Source organism: Myxococcus virescens, assembly GCF_900101905.1.
Taxonomy (GTDB): domain Bacteria; phylum Myxococcota; class Myxococcia; order Myxococcales; family Myxococcaceae; genus Myxococcus; species Myxococcus virescens.
This window is the reverse complement of the sequence record NZ_FNAJ01000001.1, coordinates 674,542-698,706: the sequence shown is the minus strand read 5'-3', so window position 1 is coordinate 698,706 and position 24,165 is coordinate 674,542. Positions and strand designations below refer to the sequence as shown.

Sequence of the window (24,165 nt, the reverse complement as noted above, 5' to 3'; positions counted from 1 at the left end):
CTGCTCGCAGAGGAGTCCCGGTGAGGGGGGGATGGGCTTTCTTTCGGACTCCCTCCCGGCGTATGAGTCCTTCAAGAGACATTCACTGGGGCTCCCTCAATGCGTATTGCCATCATCGGAACCGGCTACGTCGGACTGGTCGCGGGCACCTGTTTCGCCGACTCGGGTAACGACGTCACGTGCGTGGACATCGACGAGCGGAAGATCCGCATGCTCCAGGCGGGCGAGGTGCCCATCTACGAGCCCGGCCTGGAGGAGCTCATCAAGAAGAACGTGCGCGAGAAGCGCCTGTTCTTCACCCGGGACCTGACGGAGGCCGTCACCAACGCCCAGGTCGTCTTCATCGCCGTGGGCACGCCGGAAGGTGAGAGCGGCGACGCCGACCTCCAGTACGTGCTGGCCGCCGCCGAGCAGATTGGCAAGGCGATGAAGCAGTACACGGTGGTGGTGGACAAGAGCACCGTGCCGGTGGGCACCGCGGACAAGGTGCGCGAGGCCATCCGCAAGGTGACGGACATCGAGTTCGACGTCGTCTCCAATCCGGAGTTCCTCAAGGAAGGCGCCGCGCTGGACGACTTCCTCAAGCCCGACCGCGTCGTCATTGGCGTGGACTCCGAGCGCGCCCGCAAGGTGATGGCGGACCTGTACTCGCCCTTCGTGCGCACCGAGAACCCGGTGCTGTTCATGGACACGCGCTCGGCGGAGCTGACGAAGTACGCGGCCAACGCGATGCTGGCCACGCGCATCTCCTTCATGAACGACATCGCCGCGCTCTGCGAGAAGGTGGGCGCGGACGTGGACTTCGTGCGCAAGGGCCTGGGGTCGGACAAGCGCATCGGCTATCCGTTCCTCTTCCCGGGCGTGGGCTACGGCGGCTCCTGCTTCCCCAAGGACGTGAAGGCGCTGGTGGCCACCGCGCGTGAGTACGGCCTGGAGCTGGACCTGCTGCGCGCGGTGGAGCGCACCAACGAGCGCCAGAAGAAGCTGCTGGTGAACAAGGCGGCCAAGCACTACGGCTCGCTGGAGGGCCGCAAGTTCGGCGTGTGGGGTCTGGCCTTCAAGCCGAAGACGGACGACATGCGCGAGGCGCCGTCCATCGAGGTCATCGAGGGCCTCATCGGCAAGGGCGCCCAGGTGATTGCGCACGACCCGGTGTCTCCGCACACGGCCAGGCGCGTCTTCGGTGACCGCATCCGCTACGCCTCCGTGCCCTACGAGGCGCTGGAGGGCGTGGACGGCCTCTTCGTGGTGACGGAGTGGAACGAGTTCCGCCACCCGGACTTCGAGCGCATGAAGACGCTGATGAAGTCGCCCGTCGTGTTCGACGGCCGCAACGTGTACGACCCGGCGCGCATGCGTGAGCTGGGCTTCACGTACTACGGCATCGGCCGGCGGTAGCGGTGAGCGGGAGCAGGGCCCTCGACGCGCTGACGGGGCTGCGCTTCGTCGCGGCCCTGCACGTCGTGTCGTTCCACTTCGCGGCGCCGTGTCTGGGCACGGCGCCGGAGGCGCTGCGGAACTGGGTGGGCGCGGGCTACGCCGCGGTGGGCGTCTTCTTCGTCCTGTCCGGCTTCGTGCTCGCCTGGAACTACCTGGACGCGGACGGGCGCATGGAGACGTCGCCCCGGGCCTTCTGGGCCGCGCGCGTCGCCCGCGTGTATCCCGTCTACGTGCTGACGTTCCTCCTGTCCGCGCCCACCACCATCGCCGCGTCCGTGGCGGACAACGGCTGGAAGGTGGCCGCCGCGAAGCTCGCGGTGGGCGGGGTGGCGACGCTGGCGCTGCTCCAGGCCTGGGTTCCCCGGCTCGCGCTGTACTGGAATCCGCCGGGCTGGTCCGTGGCGGTGGAGGCCTGCTTCTACGGCCTCTTTCCCCGGCTGGCGAAGGGGCTGCCCCGGCTCAAGCCCGCGTGGCTCCCCGTGGCCCTGGGCGGCGCGTGGGGGCTGGGGTTGCTGCCGCCGCTGCTGTACCTGGCGCTCCTGCCGGACGGCCCGGGCCCCGTGGACGTGCATGCGTCAGGGCCCTGGCTGATGGCGCTCAAGTTCAACCCGCTGGCGCGGCTGCCGGAGTTCCTCTTCGGCGTCCTGCTGGGCTGGTGCTTCGTGCGCGAGCGCGCGGCGGGAGGGGTGAAGGGCTCCGGCGCGGTGCTGGCGGCGCTGGGGACGGCGCTGCTGGTGGCGGCGGGCGCGGCGGGCTCGAGGGTGCCGTATCCGCTGATGCACAACGGCCTGCTGGCGCCCGCGTCGGGGCTGCTGGTGTACGGGCTGGCGCGGGGCGGAGGCGCTCTGGGCTGGCTGCTGTCACGGCCCACGCTGGTGAAGCTGGGGGGCGCCAGCTACGCGCTCTACCTGCTCCAGTACCCGGTGTCGGAGGCGGCCAAGGGCCTGGGGGCTTGGGTGTCGCCCTGGGTCGAGTTGCGCACGCCCGAAGGGCTGCTGGCCACCGTGTTGCTGCTGGGCGTGCCCGCGTCGCTGTGGGTGCACCGCGCCGTGGAGTCACCGCTGCGCTCACGCGTCCGCGCCGCGCTGGCGCCCTGGGTGGAGGGGGCGCCGCGCGAGCCCGGGAAGCCGGTGGTGTCGGGGACCTGAGCGGCGCGCTGGCGCCGTCCAGCGAGACGGGGGGCGTCCAGGGCACAGGCGCCCGGAGCCTCTGGTCAGGTGGGCCGCCTCAGCGGGAGAGGCCGCAGGCGCGCTTGCCTTCGTCGGTCTCGATGGCGCGGCAGTCGCAGCCGGCCAGGCGCTCCTCGCACACGGCCTCGTCCTCGGCGGTGGGCTCCACGCGGTTCTCCTCCTGGGAGGCGCGGCGAAGGCACAGCTCCTTCTCCACCGAGTTGATGGAGCAGTCGCACAGCTTCTCGGACAGCTCGCGGCAGGCGCCCTTGCAGCCGGTGAGGCCGGACAGGGCGGAACAGAGGAGGGCGGCGGTGACGATGAAGCGGCGCATGGCTGCGGCGAACATGCCAGAAGGTCCCCTGGATGCAAGCTGGCTTCGAGTCCTTCGTGCCTGGGCGGATGCTAGGGTCGCCCGCCTGCTCCACACCTGGGGGAAGCGCCACACATGTTGTCAATCGTCGCCGCTGCGTTGTTGGCCACCGCGTCCACTTCTTCGACGCCCCACTCACTTCTGACGCCCGTGTCCGAGCGGCCCGTGTCCGCCCGGCTCCTCGTGGCCCAGGTCCCGGCGGAGGAGGCGCCCGACGTCTCCGGGACGTCCACGCCGCCGCCCCTGCCGGAGGACCTGGAGGCCCGCGCTCGCGAGCTGACGCAGCAAATCGCGATGCTCCAGAGCGAGATTCGCTCCGTTGACACGAACTGGCCCGCGGGGTCGTTGGTGATGGCGTACTCGGGCTACGTGCTGTCCCCGCTGCTGCTATTGGGCATTCCCCTCATCATCGTCGGCATGAGCTCGTCGAATGACGACGACGCCGGCACCTTGCTGGCCCTGGGGGTGGGCACGACGCTGGGCGGAGTCGCGGGGGTAGGGCTGCTCATCGCGGGCATCGTCACGGGTTCCAAGCAAGCGGGTATCAACCGGGCCCACCGGGAAAGCCTGGTTCGCGAGCGCATCCGCCTGGAGGATGAGCTGCGCGACGTGAAGGCCCGCCGGGACGCGCGGGGGGCCATGCAGACGCGGCAGTGGACGCCGCGCGCCGGCATCCCGCTGGTCGTCTTCGCCTTCTGATGTCACCTTTCGTGCACGTCCGGTCTGCTGGCGGCTCGCCCTGGAGGCGGGGTGGCGGGCGAGGGGCGCGGGTGCTGTGATACTCACCTGGCCCATCCCCGCATGCCTCGCGCTTCCCGCAGTGCGTCTCGATTCACCCTGTTCGCCGAGGCGGCGCTGGCGGCGCTCGTCGTGGTGTGTCCGCTGGCGTTGGGCGGCGCCGCGGGGTGGTTGCTGGGGCCGCTGGTGCTGTTGTCCGGCGCCGCGGCGGTGCTGGCGGCGATAGGGGCGAAGCGGCAGGGCCAGTCGCTGCGCGTTCCGCTGTTGGCAGTGCCCCTGGCCATGGGGGCGGGCCTGTGCGCGGTGCAGCTGGTGCCGCTGCCGGCCGGTGTCCTGCGCCTGCTGAGTCCGGAGGCGGCCGCGCTGCGGGAGTTCGCGCTGGTGCCGCTGGGGCTGGAGCGGGCGCGGCCGGTGTCGCTGGACCCGTCCGCCACCTGGCGCGAGCTGGCGAAGCACCTGGCCTACCTGCTGGCCTTCCTCGCGACGGTGCAGGTGACTCGCTCGCGGGGCAGCCGGGAGCGGTTGCTGGCGGTGGTGGTCTTCACCGGCGCGGGCCTCACGGTGGTGGGGCTGGGCCATGCGTTGCTGGGCGTGAAGTCCCTCTTCGGGCTGATGCTCTGGATGCACGCGCGGCCCACGCTGGTGACGCCCTTTGGCAACCCGAACCACCTGGCCGGCTTCCTCGCGCTGGCGTCCACGCTGGGCGTGGGGCTGACGCTGACGCGCGGACAGCGGTCGCGAGCGTTGCCATACGCGCTGGCGGCGGGCGTGTCGGGGCTGGGCGTGGTGCTGTCGCTGTCGCGCGGAGGCATTGCCTTCTTCGCCTTCGGACAGGCGCTGCTGGCGCTGTTCCTGCTTCGCAATCGCCGCGCGTCCGGTGAAGGGGCGCCCCCGGTATGGGCCCGGAGCGCCGCGGCGCTGCTGGGGCTGCTGGGCGTGCTGATGGTGGGGGCGTACGCGGCGGCGGACGGCCTGTGGGCGGAGGCGCGCACCGCGGACAGCGTGGAGAAGCTGCGCCAGTCCAAGGTGGCGCTATGGCCGATGCTGGCGGACGCCGCGCGGGCGTTTCCCGTGCTGGGCATGGGGCGCGGCGCCTTCGAGGCGGCGTTTCCGCGCTACCAGTCGGAGCCCAATCCCAACACCTTCACGCACCCGGAGAACGCGGTGTTGCAGGTCGCGGCGGAGCTGGGCGCGCTGGGGCTGGTGTTGCTGGCGGTGGCCGTCTGGGGCTTCTTGCGGCTGCTGCGCCGTGAGGGGCTGGAGACGGTGGACCTGGCGGCGCTCGCGGGCGTGGCGGCGCTGGCGCTGCACGACCTCTTCGATTTCAGCTTGGAATTGCCCGCGTGCGCGGTGGCGGCGTTGGTGGCGCTGGGCGCGGTGGCGCGTCCCCGGGAGCGGGCCGTCGAGGAGAAGGCGTGGTGCGCGCGGCCTTCGGGCGCGGTGCTGGGGACGGGGCTGGCGCTCACGGCGCTGGCGCTGGTGGCGCTGGTGCCCGGACGTCATCGCCTGGGCGACGCGGAGGCGGAGCTGGCGCGGCTCGTCACGTCGGGGGCATCCGCGCGGGAGGTCCACGCGCGGGGACTGGCGCTGGTGGACCTGCACCCCTCGGACTACCTGTTGTACCGGCTGGTGGCATCGGCGCACGCGGCGCGAGGGCGTGAGGGGGCAGGGGAGGCGCTGGCCCTGGTCAACCGGGCGCTGTACCTGGCGCCGTTGGATGCCAGCTCCCACCGGGTGGCGGCGCGGGCGCTGCTGGCGTTGGGCCGGAGCGCCCAGGGCTTCCTGGAGTACCGGCTGGCGCACGAGGCCGGGGATGCCACCGTGCTGCTGGGCGAGGCCCTGCCGCACGCGGAGACCCTGGCCTCGCTCACGGTGCTGACGCCGCGGTCGCCGGCGACCGCGGTGCGGCTGCTGGATGCGCTGGTCAACACGCCGGGGCGCCTGGCGCTGGCGCTGGACTACTCGGGCTGGGCGCGGGAGCAGTTCGCGGGTCAGCCGGAAGCCGCGGCGCTGTGGGCGCGCGAGGCCCGGTTGCGAATCCTGCGAGGGGACCTGGAGACGGCGGAGGCCGCGCGGGCGCAGGTGGAGCGCCTGGCGCCGGACGCGCTGGACACGCACCTGCTGCGCGCGGACGTGCTGCGGGCGCAGGGGAAGCGGGAGGAGGCCCTGCGTGCGTTGGAGCAGTTGTTGGCGCGCTTTCCAGGCAACGTGGCGCTGTCCTTCCAGTTGGCGGCGCAGCAACTGGACGCGGGGCTGACGCGGCGGGCGAAGGACACGCTCCAGGCGCTGGCGCCCTTCATCACGGACTACGCCCAGCGCGCGCGGTTGTTGGCCATGGAAGCGGCGTGCCTGGAGCGGGAGGGGTTGCTCTCCCACGCACTGGAGCGGCGGCAGACGGCGGCCCGGCTCGTGCCTGGCGCGGATGCGTTCTTCGCGGTGGCGCGGACCCAGGAGGCGCTGCGTCGCTATGACGCGGCGGCGCGTTCGGTCCACGAGGGCATGCGGCATCTTCCCGTGGGCGCGCGGGCCGAGGCACAGGCCTGGGTGTCGCGGCTGGAAGGCGCGGAGCGCGAGCGCGTGGATTCGCGGCGCAAGACGCTGTCGGAGGACCCGCGCGAGGCGGAGCTGGAGTACCTGCTGCGCGGCCCGGGTGTGGATGGCGAGGCTCGGGACGCGCGTTAGGCGCCCGGGCCTCGCTCCGGTTCAGATGTGGGCGTGTGCCTCCTCACGGGAGCGGCTGGGCGCGCCGGTGTTGTTGAGGGCCTGGAGTTGCTGCTCCTTCTCGATGAAGGAGGCCACCAGGGGCCACTCCAAGGTGGCGAAGTCCTGGAAGCGCAGCTCGAGCGACTCCTCGTGGGAGCCCGCGCGGAAGAGCAGTCGTTCCGCCAGGCTGAGGGATTCATCAACGGCGACAGGCAGGCCGTAGAGCTCACCAAAGGGGGGCTCCGCGCCCACCTCGCAGTCGGGAAAGTGGCCGGAGAATTCCGGCTCGGTCGCGAGTCGGACGTGCCGGGCACCCAGCATGTCTCGGACCTGGTTCAAATCGACGGTGCCCGCCGCGGGGACGACGACAATCCATGGCTGCCGGTCCGCCATCACGATGACGGACTTGGCCACGCGCCAGCCGGAGACGTGCAGCGACTCGGCCACTTCTTGAGCGCTGACGGCACGCGGGTGCCAGTACCGCTCGAAACGCACCCCGTTGCGGCGCAGATAGTGCTGTATCGCTTCGGGAATCATGGGGAATCTCACCTCCTCTAGAAAGAAGGTGATGACCGCCAGCGCGTCCGACCACGGGTGCCTGCCACACTCGGGCATACAGCCGACCATGGAGCGCCCGTCCGCCCGTCCGTAGGGCAGCCGGGCGTTCGGATAGGCTGAGCCGCCATGAACGGGTCGCTACGGCTCCTGACGCTCTGCTGCCTCCTTCTGGGCGCGCTCGCGTGCAGTACGGCGTCCTCTCCCGTGATGCGTGAGTGGGAAGCCGCGAAGTGGCAAGCGGATGTCGAAGGGTGCAGCGCATCGAGCGTGCCGCGCTGCCTCGTCCTGGTTTGTGATGAAGGTGATTGCGGCCTCTTCCGGTGCGAGGACGTGGCGGACGACGTCGTAACGCATGCACCGAGGGTAGGGGCGGCCGAGAAGGCGACGGGCAGCCCCGCTTTCCGTGGGACGGGCACCTACCGAAACTGGTGGCAGCGCCGTACAGGGATTCGAGGGGACGCACGGCCTCTCGCGATGGCTCCGCTGGCGCGGCGCTCTCCCGTCTTCATCCCCGCGATACCCCGACCACAGGGCAAGCTCATCAAACATCACCTCTTTCCGCAGGAACCCCGGCTCGCGGCGTGGTTTCGAGCGGCGGGTATCGACATCCACCAGTTCACCCTGGTCGTCCCCGAGCACGTTCACCGACAGATTCACAGCGGGAAGGGCATGGGGCCGGGAGGAGCGTGGAACAACGCATGGCGCCAGTTCGTGGTGGCCAATCCCCGGCCCCCATCGCGGGATGTCATCATGCGGCACGCGGTCGAACTCGCCTTTCGTTTCGAGCTATCCGGCCCGGTCGTGCCCTACAACATGCCCATTGCCCCCGGAATGCGTGGGCCTCGGATAGAAGCCTTATGAAGGCGATTCTCAGGAGAAGGAGTGCGAGGGCGTGAGGTTCTACCGAGTCGAAGCGAGCACGACGTCACGCTTCACGGGAAACCTGAGTCGCGCCGCGCACAAGTGGGGCCTCCCAGGCGTGGAGCCCTGCACGGAGTGTGGGGTGGGCGGCGGCTGGGCGGGCTTGCAGTATCCGTGTGTCGACCTGTCGAGCTTCTCGAGGGCTGAGCTGAAGCCGTTCTCCGACCCCTGGCCCGTCCCCTTCGAGGTCTTTGCCCAACTGCGCGAGCGTGTCAGGCCCCTGGCGCCCGAGGGCGCGGTCCTGGAGCCCGGAACCCGGCTCGGCCCCCTGACAGGCGCGGCGACAGGGGCATTCGGGCAGCTCGCATTGCAGGACTGGACGCTCGTCATTCGCGACGAAGCGCTAGAGGTGTTGCGGGGCGAAGGCGTCCGGGGACTCACCGGGTGTCGTCTCGACGTGACCTTCCGAGGGAAGAACCCTCCGGTGCTCCGCGAGTTGCAACTGGCGCTTCATGGCCGGCTGCATCCCGACTGCTTCGTGCATCCCCGTGCGCCCACCTGCGCGAAGTGCGGAAGCGAGGCCAGTGAGCGTCTGCCAGACACATACTGGCTCGCTCGGGAGACGCTGCCCGTCGAGGTGGACCTGTTCCGGCTGAGGGATTACCCCACCCTCGTCATCGCGACCGAACGCATGGTGGTCGCGGCAGACCGGCTGAAGCTGGAGGGCGTCACCTTCCAGCCCCTGGACGCGCGCTGAGCCGGAAGCTCAGCGGTCGTCTTACGCCTCAGCGTTGGAAGTCGTAGACGCTGCCCAGGTTGAGAATCCGGGTCAGCTCATCCAGCGCCGTCATCGTCTCTCGCGCCAGCTGCGGGTCCTGCAGGTCCTTGGGTCGCAGCACCTCGCGGTAGTGCCGCCGCACCCAGCCGGCCAGCGAGTCATGCAGCGCGGGCGTGTAGAAGACGTCCGCCTTGATGGCCCCGCGCTCCTCGTCCGTGAGCCACACCCGCTGGCGCAGGCAGGCCGGTCCGCCGCCGTTGTTCATCGACTGGCGCACGTCCAGGTAGTGCACGGCCTTCACCGGCGTGTCCTCGGCCACCACGCGCTCCAGGAACTGCCGCGCCGCGGGCGTCTCCCGGCTCTCTATCGGCGCCACAATCGCCATGGTGCCGTCCGGCAGCGTCAGCACCTGCGAGTTGAACGGGTAGGCCTTCACCGCGTCCTTCGCCGGCAGCTCCGCATTCGTGGCCACCACCGCGCGGAAGTCCTGGCCCAGCTTCTCGCGCAGCACCGCCAGCAGCCCCGCGTGGTCCACGAAGGCCAGCTCGTGCAGCATCAGGAACCGCTCGTTGCCCACCGCCAGCACGTCCGTGTGGAAGGCCCCCGCGTCGATGCCCTCGGGGTGCTGCTGCGGGAAGAGCACCGACTTCGCGTCCAACTGGTGCAGCCGGGCCAGCGCCTGGCTGGCCTCCAGCGTCTGCCGCGCGGGGAAGCGGCTGGGCCCCTGCACGTCCTGCCATGCGCTGCGGCCCCAGGCGAGCAGATGGACGCCCGCGTGCCCAGGCGTGGCGAGCCGCGTGTGGTTGGCCGCGCCCTCGTCCGCGAAGTGCCCGCTGCCCGGCAGCGGCGCGTGCACCGCGAAGTGCTTCTCGCTGGAGAAGATGGCGCGCAGCACCGAGTGCGTCGTCTCCGCCTCGATGGCCCGGTGGTACATCTGCGACAGGTTGGCTGGCGTCAGGTGTACCCGGCCATCCGCCGTGTCCGTGCTGGGCGCCACCGTGGCCGCGTTGGCCGTCCACATGGAGGACGCGCTGGACGTCAGGCGCAGCAGGTGCTCGGCCTCGCGCGCGGCCCGGGTGATGACCTCCTCGTCCGAGCCCGTGAAGCCCAGCGCCCTCAGCGCGTGCAGGGACGGGCGCGGCTGGGGCGGCAGCACGGCCTGTCCCACCCCCAGGGCGGACACGAAGCGCATCTTTTCCAGCCCTTGGAGGGCCGCGTCCCGGGGGTGGCTGGGCTCACCGACATGGCTCTGCGACGCCAGGTTGCCGGGCGAGAGGCCGCCGTAATTGTGGGTGGGCCCAACGAGCCCGTCGAAGTTGTATTCGCGCATGGGATATTGAACGCCTCGTGGAGCGTCCACCCTTAGCAAAGCGCCTCAAGCGTTTCCTCCGCTACGTGCTCATCCGTGGCGTCCTGTTGCTCCTTCAACCTCTGCCCCTGGGCGTCGCCCGGAGCCTGGGTGCGCGTCTGGGCGCCCTGGCCTACACCCTGGCCGGAGGGGAGCGCCGCAAGGCCCTCAAGTCCCTTTCCGTGGCCTTCCCGGAAAAGTCTGACGCGGACCGGCAGGCCCTGGCCCGCGACGCCTTCCGCCACCTGGCCGCCGCCGCGCTGGAGGTGGCCTGCACGGGCGCCCTGGACGAGGCCCTGGAGCGCCTGGTCGCCTGGCCGGACGCCGACCGGCAGGTGCTGGAGACGGCCCTGGCCCGGGGGCGCGGCGTCGTCTTCGTGTCCGGGCACGTGGGAAACTGGGAGCTGCTCGCCCGCCGCGTGGCGCGCGCCGGCTACCCCAGCCAGAGCATCGCCAAGGAGACCACCGACCCCCGGCTGACGGAGCTGGTGGGCCAGTTCCGGGCCCGCGGCGGGGTGCGGAGCATCTGGCGCGGCCAGGAAGGCGCTGCCCGGGCCATGCTGCGCGCCCTGCGCAACGGCGAAATCCTGGGCATCCTCATCGACCAGGACACGAAGGTGCAGTCCCTCTTCGTGCCCTTTTTCGGCCAGCTGGCCGCCACCCCGCGCGCCGCCGCGGACCTGGCCATCCGCACGGGCGCGGCGGTGGTGACGGGCTTCTGCCACCGCGAAGGGGCGGGGTACCGCCTGTCCATGGAAGAGGTCCCGGTGCCCCAGGACGCGGACCGCGAGGCGGCCGCCCTGGCCCTCACCGCCGCCCTGTCCAGCCGAATCGAAGCCGCCATCCGGCGGACGCCGGAACAGTGGGTGTGGATGCACCAGCGCTGGAAGACGCGTCCACCGGTGAGCGAGGACGTCCCACTTCCGGAGGCGGCGCCCGCATCCGCCGGGTGATAAGGAAGCCCTGTGTCTCGCCTGCTCGCCGCCAGCCTCGTCATCCTGGTGTTCGCCCCCGGTTGCAAGCCGGGCACCGGCGAGGGTGCGTCCGGCGGCCAGCCTCCCCCGGAGGTGGTGCTGCACGGCGCGCGTCTGGAGTCCTTCGAGGGCGCCCGGCTCATCCGCTCCGGCACGGCCCGGCAGGTGTCCTACCAGCGCACCACCGGCGAGGTGTGGGCCACCGACGCCACCCTCCGGATTCCGCCGGGTTCCTCTTCCCAGGCAGCGCCCCCAGGGGCGGAGGGAGGCGTGGAGGTGAGCGCCCCGAATATGGAGGGGAGCCTCGCGTCCAAGCAGGTGGTGGCCTCGGGCGGTGTCATCATCCGCACCGGGAAGGGCATGGAGGCCCGCACTCCCCGGTTGACGTACGACGCCACCACGGAGCGGGCGCATGGAAACGAGGGGGTGACGGTGAAGGGACCTGACTACCGGCTGCGGGCGGACCGCTTCGAGCTGTTCTTCCCGGACGAGACGTTCAACTTCGCGGGCTCGGTGGAGTCCGTGCTGGGAGCGCCAGAGTGATTGAGTTCCTCGTGATGGCCTTCTTCGTCGCGCAGCCCGCGCCCGCGGTCGCCGCCACCCCCGCGCAGGGCACGCCTCCCGCCGCCGTGGGGGGCTCTGACCCCACCGCTGGGACGGGGACCCGCGCCCCGACCCCCCTGGGCGGCAAGGAGCTGACGGAGCCCGTTCAAATCAACGGCGACCACGTCACCTTCCAGAAGTCCCAGGCCACCCTCACCGGCAACGTGAAGGTGAAGCACCGCACGCTCGACTTGAAGTGCGACCGGATGACGGCCAACTACACCCCTCAACGCGAGGTGACGCGGGTGGTGTGCACCGGCGGGGTGCATGCCGTGGACGGCGACCGCATGGCCAAGGGCGAGCGCGCCGAATACGACGTGCCCAGCGGCGTGCTGGTGGTGACGGGCTCGCCCGAGGCCCACCAGGGCACCACGCACATGCGCGGGACGAAGGTCCGGCTGACGCTGGGCAACGAGCGGCTGGAGGTGGAGAACGCCGTCATCGTCTTCGAATCGCTGCCCTCCAACCCCGCCCCGGCCAGGCGCAAGGGGCGGCAGTCCGCGCCCCGTCCGGCCCCGTCCTCCGGGACGGCCCCCTCCGCCCAGGGAGGCACGGCTCGATGAGCGCGAGGCTGATCGCCGAGGGCCTGGAGAAGAGTTTCCGCGGCCGCAAGAAGGTGGTGGCTGGCGTGTCCTTCAGCGTGGCCCCTGGGGAAGTGGTGGGCCTGCTGGGGCCCAACGGCGCGGGGAAGACGACCAGCTTCAACATGGTGGTGGGGTTGGTGTCTCCGGATGCGGGACGCGTGCGCATTGGCGACGAGGACCTCACGCACCTGCCCATGCACCGCCGTGCTCGCCGGGGCGTGGGCTACCTGCCCCAGGAAGCCTCCGTCTTCCGCAAGCTCACGGTGCGCGACAACTTCCTGGCCGTGCTGGAGCTCCAGAAGGACCTGGACACCAAGGCCCGCGAGCAGCGCGCCGACACCCTCCTGGACGAGTTCGGCCTCACGCACGTCGGGGAGTCCCTGGGGGGAGACCTTTCGGGCGGCGAGCGCCGGCGCGCCGAGATTGCCCGCAGCCTCATCCCCCAACCCCGCTTCATCCTCTTCGACGAGCCCTTCGCTGGCGTGGACCCCATCAACGTGGGCGACCTCCAGCGGCAGATCTTCCTCCTCCGCGAACGCGGGCTGGGCGTCCTCATCACCGACCACAACGTCCAGGACACCCTGGGCATCTGTGATCGTGCGTACATCATCGCACAGGGACAAATCCTCGAAGAGGGCACCCCCGCGGAGATCGCCGCGTCCCCCAAGGCCCGCGCCGTCTACCTGGGGGAACGGTTCCGCCTCCAACAAGCGCTCTGAGCACGGCTGGCCACCTGTCAGAGGAGTGCTTAGAATGGGTTGGCCCCGCTTTTGCGTCGACCTGTCAACGTGCATGTGACACACTGAGTGGTCTTAAGCCCCTGGATTCCTTGTGGAATTCTGAGCATGCAAGCAAGGGACCCGCGTTTCGGGGCTAGACGAAGTCAGGGCTCCTTGTTACGTTGGCACGGTCTTTGATGGTGGTCCTCTGTCCAGAGGGACCGAATCAACCCGGGAGACCCCGTCTCATGGCGATGGAACTGAAACAAAGCCTGAAGCTTGCCCAGCAGCTGGTGATGACGCCGCAGCTGCAGCAAGCCATCAAGCTCCTCCAACTGTCTCGCATGGAGCTGCTCGAGCAGGTCCGCGAGGAGATGGAGCAGAACCCGCTGCTGGAGCAGCCAGACGAGCAAGCGCCGGGAGATGTGGGAGACAAGGAACCCGGGGAAGCCTCCCTGGAAGCAGACAACATGGAGATGCCGCGGGACGTGGACCTGCCCGCGGCCACCAGCGACACCGCCACGGAGTTCAAGGCGGACGGGGAGGGCCCCCCGGAAATCGACTGGGAGCAGTACCTCAACAGCTACCAGTTCAATGAGCCCACCACGGCCTCCAACAAGGGCAACGTGGCCACGGACGACATGCCGTCGTTCGAGGCGAACCTCGTCAAGAAGGCGGACCTGGTCGACCACATCCAGGAGCAGCTGGGCACGCTGCGCCTGAATGACGCCGAGCGCCGCATCGCCATGCTCATCCTGGGCAACCTGGATGACGACGGCTACCTCAAGCTGCCGGAAGTGGACGGGGATCCGCTCATCCGCCTGGCCAACGAGGCGGACGTGCCCATGCACGTCGCGGAGCGCACGCTGCGGCGCATCCAGATGTTGGATCCGCGCGGCTGCGGCGCCCGTGACTTGCAGGAGTGCCTGCTCATCCAGCTCCAGGGCATCCGGGAGCCGCACGCGCCGCTGTTGGGCCTCATCATCAAGCGGCACATGAAGTACCTGGAGAGCAAGAACCTGCCCGCCATCGCCAAGGACCTGAAGGTCACCTTGGAAGAGGTGGTGGGGGCGGTGCGGCTGCTCCCGAAGCTGGACCCGAAGCCGGGCCGCAACTTCAGCGGGGACGACGCGCAGTACATCTCCCCCGACGTGTTCGTCTACAAGATGGGGGACGACTACACGGTGGTGCTCAACGATGACGGCCTGTCCAAGCTGCGCATCTCCGGCACCTACCGGAACGCGCTGAAGACGGGCGCGGTGGGCCCGGGCCAGACGAAGGACTTCATCCAGGACAAGCTGCGCAGCGCGATGTGGCTCATCCGCTCCATCCACCAGCGGCAGCGGACCATCTACAAGGTCACCGAGAGCATCGTGAAGTTCCAGCGGGACTTCCTGGACAAGGGCATTGCCCACCTCAAGCCGCTCATCCTCCGGGACGTGGCCGAGGACATCGGCATGCACGAGTCCACGGTGAGCCGCGTCACCACCAGCAAGTACGTGCACACGCCGCAGGGCATCTTCGAGCTGAAGTACTTCTTCAACTCGTCCATCGCCCGCGTCTCCGGTGAGGACACCGCGAGCGAGGCGGTGAAGCACCACATCAAGCAGCTGGTGGCGCAGGAAGACGCCCGCAACCCGTACTCGGACCAGAAAATCGTCGAGCTGCTGCGCTCGCAGGGCACCGAGATTGCCCGCCGCACGGTGGCCAAGTACCGCGAGGTGCTGGGCATCCTCCCCAGCAGCAAGCGCAAGCGGTACTACTGAGTCACGGCTGTTCGGGCGCGCCGCTTGTCGACGGCGCGCCCGGGTGGGCAGAGTGGGCGTCCCATGAGCGCCACCCTCCCTCCCGACTCCGCCGTGCACCGGCGTGACTGCGTCCCCCTCGTCGTTCCGCCCGTCACGCTCGAAGGGCACGACGTCCGCCTGGAGCCGCTGCGCCTGGAGCATGCGCCGGCCCTGGCCGCGCTGTGCGAGGACGACATCTTCACCTGGTTCTCGAGCGTGCTGCGGACCGAAGCGGACGTAGCGGCCTTCATCGACAGCGCCTGCCAGGCGGCCGAGCGAGGGAGCGAGCGCCCCTTCATCATCATCGAGCGGCGGACGGGCGCGCCGGTGGGCACCACGCGCTTCCTCGAAATCCAGCGCGACCACCGGACGCTGGAGATTGGCTACACGTGGCTGGGCCGCCGCGTGTGGCGCACGCGCATCAACACGGAGTGCAAGTACCTGCTGCTGCGGCACGCCTTCGAGTCGCTCGGCGTCATGCGGGTGCAGTTCAAGACGGACAAGCACAACGCGCGTTCGCGGGTGGCCATCGAGCGGTTGGGCGCTCGCTTCGAGGGGGTGCTGCGCCACCACAAGCTGGTGCGCGGCGGTGTGGTGCGTGACAGCGCGTACTACAGCGTCGTCGACACGGAGTGGCCGGAAGTGAAGGTTCGACTGGAAGGGCTGCTCGCGGACGGCGGGGCGCGGGTATAGGGTGCGGCGGCGCATGAATCCCATTCTTCGTCGCAACCTTCTTCGCATCCCGGCGGGGGCCTTCGTCGCGGTGGGCCTGTTGTCGGGTTGTGGCAGCAGCCTCACTTCGGAAGTCGTGGACCTGGCGGGACTCTCCGACCGGACGCTGACGCTGTCCCAGTCGGACGTGGACATCTTCGAGGGCGTGGACGAGCCGGGCGCCCACCGCGTCACCGTCACCTTCTCGCAAGCGGCGGAAGGGGACCGGTGCACCGAGCTTCGCGAGGGCGTCACGGCCACCTTCAACGGCCAGCCCATGGCACTGGAGCGGGGCGGGGTGGACGGCACCGCGGGCCGCGACGTGTGCGTGCCCACGCGGGCCTACTACGACTTCGACCCCAACGTCTGGGTGCGGGAGCCCATGGCGGACGCCCGCATCGTCCTCCAGGACGGGACGCACACCATCACCCTGGTGATGAAGAACGGAAAGGCCAAGCGCCTCTTCTCCTTCCAGGGCCCCGGCGCCGAGGACCGGCTCACGCGCGGCCAGGAGTATTCGTTCCGGTGGCTGCCCGAGGGCGAGGTCCCCAGCCGCGTCGCGGCCACCCTGCTGCGCGAGGGAGGGAGCGCCACGGCCACCATCCCCACGGAGCAGGAAGAGGCGGTCGTCCGCTTCACCCTGCTGCCGACGACGCCTGTCGCCGCCCACCTGCTCACCCTGAGCGCGACCGCGCCCGGCGAGGTGCTGGAGTGCACGGGCGTCGCCGCGTGCGAGGCGACGGTGTTCCACTCCGAGGGGCGGGTCGTCAACGTGCAGTGAGGGGGTGGGGAGCGGGCGGGGGAGCGGGCCCGGACCAGCCCGGGCTTGATTGCCGCTGGGTACCGCCACCCCCACCGTGCCTGGGTACTTCCTTCCGGAAAGGACCCAGACATGGCCCAGAAGAACCCTGACCCGCGTGAAGCCGGCCCCAAGCCGCCCTTTCCCAAGCAGTCGCAGCCGCACCCCGGCCACGAGGGGCGGATGGCTCCGGAGCCTGACTACGGCGAACAGTCCTACAAGGGACTGGGCCGGCTCGAGGGCCGGGTGGCGCTCATCACCGGCGGCGACAGCGGCATTGGCCGCGCGGTGTGCCTGGCCTTCGCGCGCGAGGGCGCGGACGTCGCGGTGTCCTTCCTCAGCGAAGGGGACGACGCCCAGCAGGTGAAACGCGTGGTGGAGGACGCGGGGCGCAAGGCCCTGCTGTTGCCCGGTGACCTGACGGTGGAGGCCCAGTGCCGCAAGCTGGTGGAGGACACCGTGAAGCGCTTCGGGCGCATCGACATCCTCGTCAACAACGCCGCGTACCAGGGCGAGGCGGTGGAGCGCTTCGAGGACTTCGACCCCGAGCGCCTGGAGCGCACCTTCCGCACCAACATCCTCGCGATGTTCCACCTGGTGCGCCACGCGCTGCCGCACATGAAGGAGGGGAGCACCATCATCAACACCAGCTCCATCCAGGCGTATGACCCCTCGCCCGCCATCCTCGACTACGCCGTCACCAAGAGCGCCATCGTCAACTTCACCAAGGGCCTGGCACGGGAACTCATTGAACGGGGCATCCGCGTCAACGCCGTGGCGCCGGGCCCCGTGTGGACGCCGCTCATCCCCCAGTCGTTCGATGCGGAGAAGACGTCCAAGTTCGGCAAGGACTCGCCCATGGGCCGCCCCGCGCAGCCCGCGGAACTGGCGCCGTCCTACGTGTTCCTCGCCTCGGATGAGTCCCGCTACGTCAACGCGGAGGTGCTGGGCGTGACGGGCGGGCGGCTGCTCGCGTGAGCTGACGCGGCGCGTGATGTCCCCGGACGCGTCCTGGCATGGTTCCAAACAGGGGCCATTGCCAGTGACGCGAGGTGCAGGCGGGATGTCCTGCCTCGGACGGGCGGTGTGTCCGGGAACAGGCAACCTGGTGGGGCGGGTTGCTTTCCAGGGCTGGGAAAGTTTCAGATCCGTCACGGAGCTCACCTCTCACCCTAGGAGGCAGCCACGCATGCAGTTCAACATCACCTTCCGTCAGTTCGGAGCGTCCGATTCCCTCAAGGAGTACGCACGCGAGAAGGTCGAAAGGGTGAACCGGTTGCTGGACCGAGCCGGCGAGGCCCATGTGGTTCTGTCGTTGGAACGCCACCTCCACCATGCGGACATCACCATCCACTCCGGCGCGTGGGTCCTTCGGGGCCGCGACAAGAGCGATGACATGTACGCGTCCATCGACCTGGCGATGGACAAGATCGAGCGCCAGCTGCGGCGCTACCGTGACAAGCTGAAGTCGCACCATGGCCGTGAGCGCGTCCACCACCGGCATGATTTGGTGGAGCAGCTCCGGGTCCGCCACGCCGTGTTCGAGCTCCCGGACGTGGAAACGCTGACGTCGCTGGCCGAGGCCTCCGCGAGCGAAGATGCGCCGAAACCCGCCGCCGTCGTGCCCGCGCAGCCCGCGGCCTCGTCGCAGGCGGCGCGCGAGGTGCGTGCCACCCACCTCACCGTCAAGCCGCTCACCGTGGATGATGCGGTGATGCAGATGAACCTGATGGACAACGACTTCTACGTCTTCCACAACGTGGCGTCGGAGTCGCTGTGCATCGTCTACCGGCGCAAGGATGGCCAGTACGGCCTCATCGAGCCGCACGCCCCGGCGATCGCCGCCACGGGGACCTGAGCCGTCGCTGACCGCTGACCTTCCGCGCGCCGTCACCCGGTGAAGTGGGGTGACGGCGTGTGTCGCTGATTCGAATGCCTCCGCGTGCTGGAGGGCGTCGGTGCGGGTGCCCATGGGGCCCCGCGTTTACGTCCCGCCGCGGGGCGGTCCACCAGGCCGCTTCCGAAGGGAGCCTGGACGCGGGTGGGGGCCACCCGGCGAGCATGCGCCGGTCGCCCTCGACGCGATGTCGATGACAGTCGACAGGAACAGACGCTTCATGGGAAGTCCCTACCTCCCGTGGGACGGGTTTCCCTTCCGCGTCATGATGCGCAGTGAGTGCGGAGAGCGCGCATCCAGACAGGCCACCCTTGCGCTAAAGAGGGGTGGGGAGTAATTGCCGCCAACCAGGAGCGCCAGCGCGGGAGCGTCAGTGAGAATCGCCGAGTTCCTCAGCCCCCAAGCCGTCATCGCCGACATGCAGTCGCGGACGAAGCCTGAAGTCCTGCGAGAACTGAGTGCCACGCTGGTGCGCGCCCATCCGCTGCTGACCGCGGACCGGCTGGTGGAGGTGCTGCGCGAGCGCGAGAAGCTTGGCAGTACGGGCATCGGCGAGGGTGTGGCCATCCCCCACGGCAAGCTGCCGGGCATGGGGCAGCTCCAGGCCGCCTTCGGCGTGTCGCGTGCGGGCGTGGACTTCGAGGCCATTGACGGCAAGCCCACCCACCTGTTCTTCGCCCTGGTGGCGCCGGAGAACAGCGCGGGGGTCCACCTCAAGGCCCTGGCCCGCATCTCCCGTCTCTTCAAGAACCCGCGCTTCCGGGCCGCCATCCTCGAGGCGCCCACGGCCGCGGACATCCACGCCCTCATCGTCCAGGAAGACGCACGGCCTTGAGTGGGCGTGCGTTCCGGGGGGAACATCCGCACCATGGACGTCGTCCTGAGACCCATCAGCGACCGCTTCTTCCACGAACACCTGCTGCCCTTCTTCCAGCGGGCCATGGGGGATGCCCCCGGCGCGCTGGAGTCCCTGCAGGAGCAACTGGGGGATGGTCAGGCGCGCATGCTCTGCGAGCGGATGCTCTCCACGGCGCTGCCCGGCGGCGTGGGCTCCGTGGACGCGGACCCCTGGGCGGACCTGGTGGACCGGCTCGTCTTCCTGCACTGGACCGAAGGCCCCGCGGGCTGGGAGGTCGGTGAGGCGGAGGCGGGCTACGCGGACGGCTGGGACGAGGCCCTGCACCTGGCCCTGATGGTGGAGGAGGCGGACTATCCCTACTGGGACGCGCGGGGCTCGCGCGACGTCAGGGATCGCTTCCGCTTCCGGCCGCGTGAGGACGTGGGGCTGGCCTCGCTGCTCGCGGGCCTGTGGGAGCCCTTCCCGGAGTTCCCGCCGGACCAGGTGTTCACCACCCAGGGTCGGGGCGAATACTCCCCCGGGACGCGCTACGCCTTCGCGGACTGGGCCTGGCGCCCGGCGAAGAAGGTGGCGCACTGGCAGGTGAACCTGCCGCGCAAGCTGGAGCGGCTCCTGACCCGCGAGCAGGCGCGGATGAAGCTGCCGTCGCTGCCGGAGAAGGAGGAGGTGCTGGCGTACTGGCTGGGCAAGCAGCCGCAGCCGCCGCCGCTCACGGTGGCCTTCTCCGGCCTGGGGCCCCGCGCGGCCAACTGGATTCGCGAGCTGGGCGCCCTCACCGCGCACCTTCGCGGCGCGGCGCTGGCGAAGCAGGGGCTGGCGGCGCTGGTGACGAAGGGCTCCGGCGTCCGAATCTAGCCCTTGGGCGCGGCAGGCCCGGGGCTCTCCAGCAGCAGCGTGACGGGGCCGTCGTTGACGAGCGCCACCTTCATGTCCGCGGCGAAGATGCCGGTGCCCACGCTCAGGCCGCGCTGGCGCAGCAGCTCACAGGTGCGCTCATAGAGGGCCTTGGCGCTCACGGGCTCCATCGCGTCGATGAAGCTGGGCCTGCGCCCCTTGCGCGCGTCGCCGTAGAGCGTGAACTGGCTGACGACGATGAGCTGCCGGGACGTGTCCTCCAGCGAGAGGTTCATCTTCCCCGCGGCGTCCTCGAAGATGCGCAGCGTGGCCAGCTTCTCCACCATCCACGCCACGTCCGCCTCCGCGTCGCCCTTGCCCACGCCCAGCAGCACCAGCAGGCCCGGGCCGATGTCGCTCACGCGCTGGCCCTCCACCGTCACCGACGCCTCCAGCACGCGCTGCACCACCGCTCTCATCGAAGTCACCTCGTGGACACGCGTGTCTGACCGGGGGCTCGCGTCAGTCACGCCGTTACAGTTGGAATGTCAGGTTTCCGCCTGCTGGAAGAGCGAGCGCCCAGACGTGGACTCACGCAGCCACTCACCCTTGCCCGTCTTTTGCCCCGTTCCGCATAATGGCACCTGACTTCCCCGGAGAGAGTGTGCAGGTCCATCGAGCCAGCTCCATCTTGGCCGTGTCGGCCATTATTTTCCTGTCGCTTTCTCACGCAGCGCACGCCGCGCCCGCTCCAGCGGAGAAGCGCGCGGACCGCGAGGCCCTCAAGTCCGCGCTGCTGCAGGTCCTCCAGCGCGCGCCACTGAAGGCCAGTCGCATGGGCGTGCTCATGCAGAGCCTGGACGACGGCGCGGTGGTGTTCAGCCACAACGCCGACGAACTGCTCAACCCCGCCTCCAACGTGAAGCTGGTGACGTCCGCCGCCGCGCTCGCGTCGCTGGGGCCCGAGTTCCGCTACGACACCGAGTTCCTGGTGGAGCCGGAGCTGGGCGCGGACGGCAAGGTGAAGACGCTCTACGTGCGCGGCAAGGGCGACCCGTCCATGACGACGGAGCGCCTGTGGGGCATCGTCGCGGAGCTGTGGCACGCCGGCGTGCGCGACGTGGGCGAAATCGTGGTGGATGACTCGTGGTTCGACGCCGAGCGCACGCCGCCCGGTTATGACCAGGAGGACACGGACCGCGCCTACATGGCGCCCACCGGCGCGGTGAGCCTCAACTGGAACGCGGTGGCCATCTACCTGCGGCCCGGCAACGCGCCGGGCGCCAAGGGCGTGGTGGAGATGGAGCCGCCCAGCGACTACTTCGTGGTGGAGAACCAGCTCACCACCGGGCCGCGGCGCGCGCGCCGGGTGTCCGTCACGTCGGACCCCGCGGGCCTCCAGCAGAAGATTGTCGTGCGCGGCCAGCTCCCGGGGGAGCGCGGCGGCGCCGTCAGCGTCTGGAAGAAGATCGACAACCCGCCCATGTACTTCGGCCAGTCGCTCAAGCAGATGCTGGTGACGCGCGGCGTGAAGATGAAGGGCAAGGTGAAGCTGGGCAAGACGTCCACCAAGGCCCGCATGCTGCACGTGTCGCAGTCGGACACGTTCGACGTGCTCCTCAAGCGCCTCAACAAGCTGTCCAGCAACTTCGTCGCCGAGCAGCTTCTCAAGACGATGGGCGCCGAGCTGCGCGGCTCGCCGGGCTCCTTCACCAAGGGCGTGGACGTGGTGGAGCAGTTCCTGGAGCGCGACGTGGGCATCCCCCGCGGCACCTACGTGATGAAGAACGGCAGCGGGCTGAACGACGCCAACCGCTTCTCCGCCACGCAGCTCAACCAGCTGCTGCGGCACATGGTGCAGCGCTTCCCCTTCTCGCCGGAGTACCTGTCGTCGGTGCCCATCGCGGGCAAGGACGGCACGCTCAAGTACCGCTTCGAGGGCAGTGACGCGGTGGGCCGGCTGCGCGCCAAGACGGGCACCCTGGAGAGCGTGTCCGCGCTGAGCGGCTACGTGACGAGCGCGGGCGGGGAGCGCTTCACCTTCTCCATCATGGCCAACGACTTCGCGGGCCGCGCCGGTCCCATCGTCGCGGGCCTGGACGCGCTGGGCGCGGCGGTGGCCGCCACCGGCTCCAGCCTGGGGCCGTCCACGGCGGTGGCCGCGCTGGCGGACAGCGGGCGGCCCTCGGGCGCAGTGGACGACGTGGCCGCTCGCATCAAGACGTACCTGGACCTGGGCGCGCAGCGCGACCAGCGCAACATCGGCTTCCTGCGCACCGCGTGGCGCAGCGAGAGAGACCCGGCCGTGCGCGCGGTGCTGGCGGAGAGCCTCTACCAGTCCAACCCGCACGACTACCTGGGCGCACGCACGCTGCTGGACAGCTATTCGGCCACCGCCGAGGTCTACGGCCGGCTGAAGGACGTGGCGCGGGTGCTGTCCGTGGAGGTGCCGGGCGTCAGCAGCATGGTGGAGCTGGCGGCGGGCGGAAACGCCGAGGCGCTGGCCCGGGTGCTGGAGCTGGCGGGCGCGGCGGGCTCGGACGCCCAGGCCCAGTCGGAGATGGCCGAGGCCCTGGGCGAGGTGGCCCGCACCGCGCCGGAGGAGCTGGTGGTGGCGCTTCGGGCCGCCAGCGCCAGTGACCGGGACGCGTGCACCACGCTGCTCGCGCGGGGGCTGGTGCAGGCGGGGCAGGCGGACCACCCCTTCTGGAAGTCGCTGCGCCGCACGCTGGGCGCTTCGGACCCACGGCTGGCGTCCTTCGCCAAGGGGTTGGACTCCACGCTGTCGCAGAAGGTGGCGGAGGCCAAGGCCCCGGCGAAGACGCCGGAGGGCTTCACCCCCGTGCAGATGGTGGCGCCCGCGGGCAACGCGCCCGAGTCCTCCACCGCCGACAACCGCCCGGGCGGGTAGGCCGGAATCCGCTGTATTTCTCGCGAGTTCCCTCCGGCCGGGCCTGCCTCCCTGGCCGGGTGGCAGGCGGGCGTACGACACCCAGGAAGAAGGCGGCTTTCTGGCTGGGTGTCAGTACCCACTGCTATAGGTGGGAATCAAACCCGGCGGGTGCGTCCGGGGTGTAACCGGTCCTTGGTGGACCGGTTCTCGTGAGAAAGGAATGCAGTCATGGCTGGAGGCGTGAACAAGGTCATCCTCATCGGCAACCTCGGGGCGGACCCGGAGGTCCGGTTCACTCCCGGCGGTCAGGCGGTGGCGAACTTCCGCATCGCCACCAGCGAGAGCTGGGTCGACAAGAATGGCCAGAAGCAGGAGCGGACCGAGTGGCACCGCATCGTCGTCTGGGGAAAGCTCGCGGAGCTCTGCGGCGAGTACCTGAAGAAGGGACGGCAGTGCTACGTCGAGGGCCGCCTGCAGACGCGCGAGTGGACGGACAAGGAGAACCGGAAGAACTACACCACCGAGGTGGTGGCCAACGCCGTGACGTTCCTCGGCGGTGGTGGCCGTGACGCCGGAGACGGCATGGGCGGCGGGGGCGGGGGCGGTGGACGCCGGCAGTTCTCCCAGCCGCGAGGGGGAGACAACAACGACTACGGTCAGCCGCCTCCGGACGACATGGGCGGTGGCCATGGCGGCGGCAACGGCGACGACGACATCCCCTTCTAGGCCCGGCTGACGCCAGCGGCGCCCTGGAAATGAAACCGGCCGCTCCCCGGAAGTCTCGGGGGCGGCCGGTGTGCTTCGTGCGCCTGGACGTCCAGGCCCGGGAGCGCCGGGCCCGGGCCGCGTCACGGAGGGGTGGCACCCACGGGGCTGAAGGCGGCGCCCGCGGTGTAGAGCGCGTAGATGACCGCCCAGCTCATCGCCGTCAGGACCAGGAAGAGGATGATGACCACCGGCTCGAACTTGCGCATGGAGCGCTCGCTGGAGAGCAGACCCCAGCCCATGGCGAAGCCCTGGAGGCCGTTGGCCAGGTGGTAGGAGGTGCCCAGGGTGCCCAGCAGGTAGACGACCAGGGTGGGCGCGTGGTGGTGCATCTCCCGGGCGATGTCATCGAACGCCTCCGGGTGACCCAGCACCAGCCGCGGGTAGAGGAACGCCAGCCAGATGTGGGCGCCCAGGAAGGCCAGCACGCCCACCGCGGTGATGCGCTGGAGGATGTACTTGAGGTTGCCGTAGTTGTTGTAGCGGGCGTTGTTCGGCCGGAAGCTGAACAGGCGCACCAGGCCCCAGCCGGTGTGCATCAGCAGCGGCAGCAGGACGATGAGGAAGGTGAAGACCTGGGAGAACGGGTTGGCGTACGTCGTCACCGACTTCTGCCAGGCGTCCGCGCCGTTGAAGGCGGAGAGGTTGTCCCACAGGTGGTTGATGACCCAGATGGACAGGGGAACCACCGCGAGGAACGAGCCCAGGCGGGACTTGAGGAGCGGTGTCTTCGTCTCTACTGCGGCAGCGGCTTGGGTGCTCATCGAATCTC

24 protein-coding genes are annotated in these 24,165 nt (G+C 70.0%); 19 read left to right on the top strand and 5 right to left on the bottom strand.

The genetic code is table 11. The annotated features are described in order from the left end of the window. Positions 1–99 precede the first annotated feature (99 nt). Together BLU09_RS02910 and BLU09_RS02905 are read left to right on the top strand one after the other, a co-directional pair. Complete coding sequence (locus BLU09_RS02910) at positions 100–1,398, top strand: UDP-glucose dehydrogenase family protein (RefSeq protein ID WP_090485087.1); 1,299 nt, start codon at positions 100–102, stop codon at positions 1,396–1,398. A gap of 2 nt (positions 1,399–1,400) precedes the next feature. Beyond that, positions 1,401–2,588 (top strand): acyltransferase family protein, encoded by a 1,188-nt coding sequence (locus BLU09_RS02905; RefSeq protein WP_090485085.1) that lies wholly within the window; start codon positions 1,401–1,403, stop codon positions 2,586–2,588. A 79-nt stretch (positions 2,589–2,667) separates the two neighbouring features. On the opposite strand, the gene BLU09_RS02900 is transcribed toward BLU09_RS02905, so the two are convergent. Next, the gene (locus BLU09_RS02900; RefSeq protein ID WP_011551171.1) at positions 2,668–2,958 is read right to left on the bottom strand and encodes a hypothetical protein; all 291 of its coding nucleotides are present in this window, start codon (positions 2,956–2,958) and stop codon (positions 2,668–2,670) included. Between the two features lie 99 nt (positions 2,959–3,057). Between BLU09_RS02900 and BLU09_RS02895 the strand changes: the two genes are divergently transcribed. After that, positions 3,058–3,681 carry a hypothetical protein gene (locus BLU09_RS02895; RefSeq protein ID WP_090485083.1) on the top strand — a complete coding sequence of 208 codons (624 nt, stop codon included), beginning with the start codon at positions 3,058–3,060 and terminating at the stop codon, positions 3,679–3,681. 102 nt (positions 3,682–3,783) lie between these two features. Beyond that, the gene (locus BLU09_RS02890) at positions 3,784–6,402 is read left to right on the top strand and encodes an O-antigen ligase family protein (protein ID WP_186817673.1); all 2,619 of its coding nucleotides are present in this window, start codon (positions 3,784–3,786) and stop codon (positions 6,400–6,402) included. 21 nt (positions 6,403–6,423) lie between these two features. On the opposite strand, the gene BLU09_RS02885 is transcribed toward BLU09_RS02890, so the two are convergent. Then, entirely contained in the window at positions 6,424–6,960 is a 537-nt protein-coding gene (locus BLU09_RS02885; RefSeq protein ID WP_186817674.1) for an aminoacyl-tRNA deacylase, read from the bottom strand. A gap of 147 nt (positions 6,961–7,107) precedes the next feature. Between BLU09_RS02885 and sitA6 the strand changes: the two genes are divergently transcribed. Together sitA6 and sitI6 are read left to right on the top strand one after the other, a co-directional pair. Further along, positions 7,108–7,842, top strand: a complete 735-nt coding sequence (sitA6, locus tag BLU09_RS02880) for a SitA6 family polymorphic toxin lipoprotein (RefSeq protein ID WP_090485079.1) — start codon at positions 7,108–7,110, stop codon at positions 7,840–7,842. A 31-nt stretch (positions 7,843–7,873) separates the two neighbouring features. Further along, positions 7,874–8,599 (top strand): SitI6 family double-CXXCG motif immunity protein, encoded by a 726-nt coding sequence (gene sitI6, locus BLU09_RS02875; protein ID WP_090485077.1) that lies wholly within the window; start codon positions 7,874–7,876, stop codon positions 8,597–8,599. 28 nt (positions 8,600–8,627) lie between these two features. On the opposite strand, the gene astB is transcribed toward sitI6, so the two are convergent. After that, positions 8,628–9,950 carry an N-succinylarginine dihydrolase gene (gene astB / locus BLU09_RS02870; protein ID WP_090485075.1) on the bottom strand — a complete coding sequence of 441 codons (1,323 nt, stop codon included), beginning with the start codon at positions 9,948–9,950 and terminating at the stop codon, positions 8,628–8,630. 17 nt (positions 9,951–9,967) lie between these two features. Here astB and BLU09_RS02865 point away from each other — a divergent pair, with 17 nt between their 5' ends. The 11 genes from BLU09_RS02865 (at position 9,968) to BLU09_RS02815 (ending at position 19,756) form a co-directional block, all read left to right on the top strand. After that, on the top strand, positions 9,968–10,921 hold the full coding sequence (locus tag BLU09_RS02865) for a lysophospholipid acyltransferase family protein (RefSeq protein WP_090485073.1): 954 nt from the start codon (positions 9,968–9,970) through the stop codon (positions 10,919–10,921). Between the two features lie 12 nt (positions 10,922–10,933). Then, complete coding sequence (locus BLU09_RS02860; protein ID WP_090485071.1) at positions 10,934–11,485, top strand: LptA/OstA family protein; 552 nt, start codon at positions 10,934–10,936, stop codon at positions 11,483–11,485. Continuing rightward, complete coding sequence (locus BLU09_RS02855; protein ID WP_090485069.1) at positions 11,482–12,108, top strand: LptA/OstA family protein; 627 nt, start codon at positions 11,482–11,484, stop codon at positions 12,106–12,108. Before BLU09_RS02860 ends, BLU09_RS02855 begins: the two co-directional genes overlap by 4 nt. Then, entirely contained in the window at positions 12,105–12,848 is a 744-nt protein-coding gene (gene lptB, locus BLU09_RS02850) for an LPS export ABC transporter ATP-binding protein (RefSeq protein WP_090485067.1), read from the top strand. Before BLU09_RS02855 ends, lptB begins: the two co-directional genes overlap by 4 nt. Positions 12,849–13,096: 248 nt before the next feature. Beyond that, entirely contained in the window at positions 13,097–14,614 is a 1,518-nt protein-coding gene (gene rpoN / locus BLU09_RS02845) for an RNA polymerase factor sigma-54 (protein ID WP_090485065.1), read from the top strand. Positions 14,615–14,677: 63 nt separating this feature from the next. Beyond that, positions 14,678–15,328: a GNAT family N-acetyltransferase gene (locus BLU09_RS02840; protein WP_090485064.1), complete on the top strand. Its 651-nt coding sequence runs from the start codon at positions 14,678–14,680 to the stop codon at positions 15,326–15,328. Between the two features lie 13 nt (positions 15,329–15,341). Next, on the top strand, positions 15,342–16,127 hold the full coding sequence (locus BLU09_RS02835; RefSeq protein WP_090486961.1) for a hypothetical protein: 786 nt from the start codon (positions 15,342–15,344) through the stop codon (positions 16,125–16,127). A 111-nt stretch (positions 16,128–16,238) separates the two neighbouring features. Next, on the top strand, positions 16,239–17,123 hold the full coding sequence (locus BLU09_RS02830) for an SDR family oxidoreductase (protein WP_090485062.1): 885 nt from the start codon (positions 16,239–16,241) through the stop codon (positions 17,121–17,123). A 211-nt stretch (positions 17,124–17,334) separates the two neighbouring features. Further along, positions 17,335–18,003 carry a ribosome hibernation-promoting factor, HPF/YfiA family gene (gene hpf / locus BLU09_RS02825; RefSeq protein WP_090485061.1) on the top strand — a complete coding sequence of 223 codons (669 nt, stop codon included), beginning with the start codon at positions 17,335–17,337 and terminating at the stop codon, positions 18,001–18,003. Between the two features lie 412 nt (positions 18,004–18,415). Next, the gene (locus BLU09_RS02820; protein WP_090485059.1) at positions 18,416–18,877 is read left to right on the top strand and encodes a PTS sugar transporter subunit IIA; all 462 of its coding nucleotides are present in this window, start codon (positions 18,416–18,418) and stop codon (positions 18,875–18,877) included. Between the two features lie 33 nt (positions 18,878–18,910). After that, positions 18,911–19,756 carry a hypothetical protein gene (locus tag BLU09_RS02815; RefSeq protein WP_167371014.1) on the top strand — a complete coding sequence of 282 codons (846 nt, stop codon included), beginning with the start codon at positions 18,911–18,913 and terminating at the stop codon, positions 19,754–19,756. Here BLU09_RS02815 and dtd read toward each other — a convergent pair. Then, entirely contained in the window at positions 19,753–20,214 is a 462-nt protein-coding gene (gene dtd / locus BLU09_RS02810) for a D-aminoacyl-tRNA deacylase (protein ID WP_090485055.1), read from the bottom strand. The genes BLU09_RS02815 and dtd overlap by 4 nt on opposite strands. A gap of 185 nt (positions 20,215–20,399) precedes the next feature. Between dtd and dacB the strand changes: the two genes are divergently transcribed. Together dacB and BLU09_RS02800 are read left to right on the top strand one after the other, a co-directional pair. After that, on the top strand, positions 20,400–22,646 hold the full coding sequence (dacB, locus tag BLU09_RS02805; protein ID WP_090485053.1) for a D-alanyl-D-alanine carboxypeptidase/D-alanyl-D-alanine endopeptidase: 2,247 nt from the start codon (positions 20,400–20,402) through the stop codon (positions 22,644–22,646). Positions 22,647–22,856: 210 nt separating this feature from the next. After that, the gene (locus tag BLU09_RS02800; protein ID WP_090485051.1) at positions 22,857–23,354 is read left to right on the top strand and encodes a single-stranded DNA-binding protein; all 498 of its coding nucleotides are present in this window, start codon (positions 22,857–22,859) and stop codon (positions 23,352–23,354) included. 122 nt (positions 23,355–23,476) lie between these two features. On the opposite strand, the gene BLU09_RS02795 is transcribed toward BLU09_RS02800, so the two are convergent. Further along, positions 23,477–24,157, bottom strand: a complete 681-nt coding sequence (locus tag BLU09_RS02795; protein WP_011551192.1) for a succinate dehydrogenase/fumarate reductase transmembrane subunit — start codon at positions 24,155–24,157, stop codon at positions 23,477–23,479. Between the last annotated feature and the right edge of the window lie 8 nt (positions 24,158–24,165).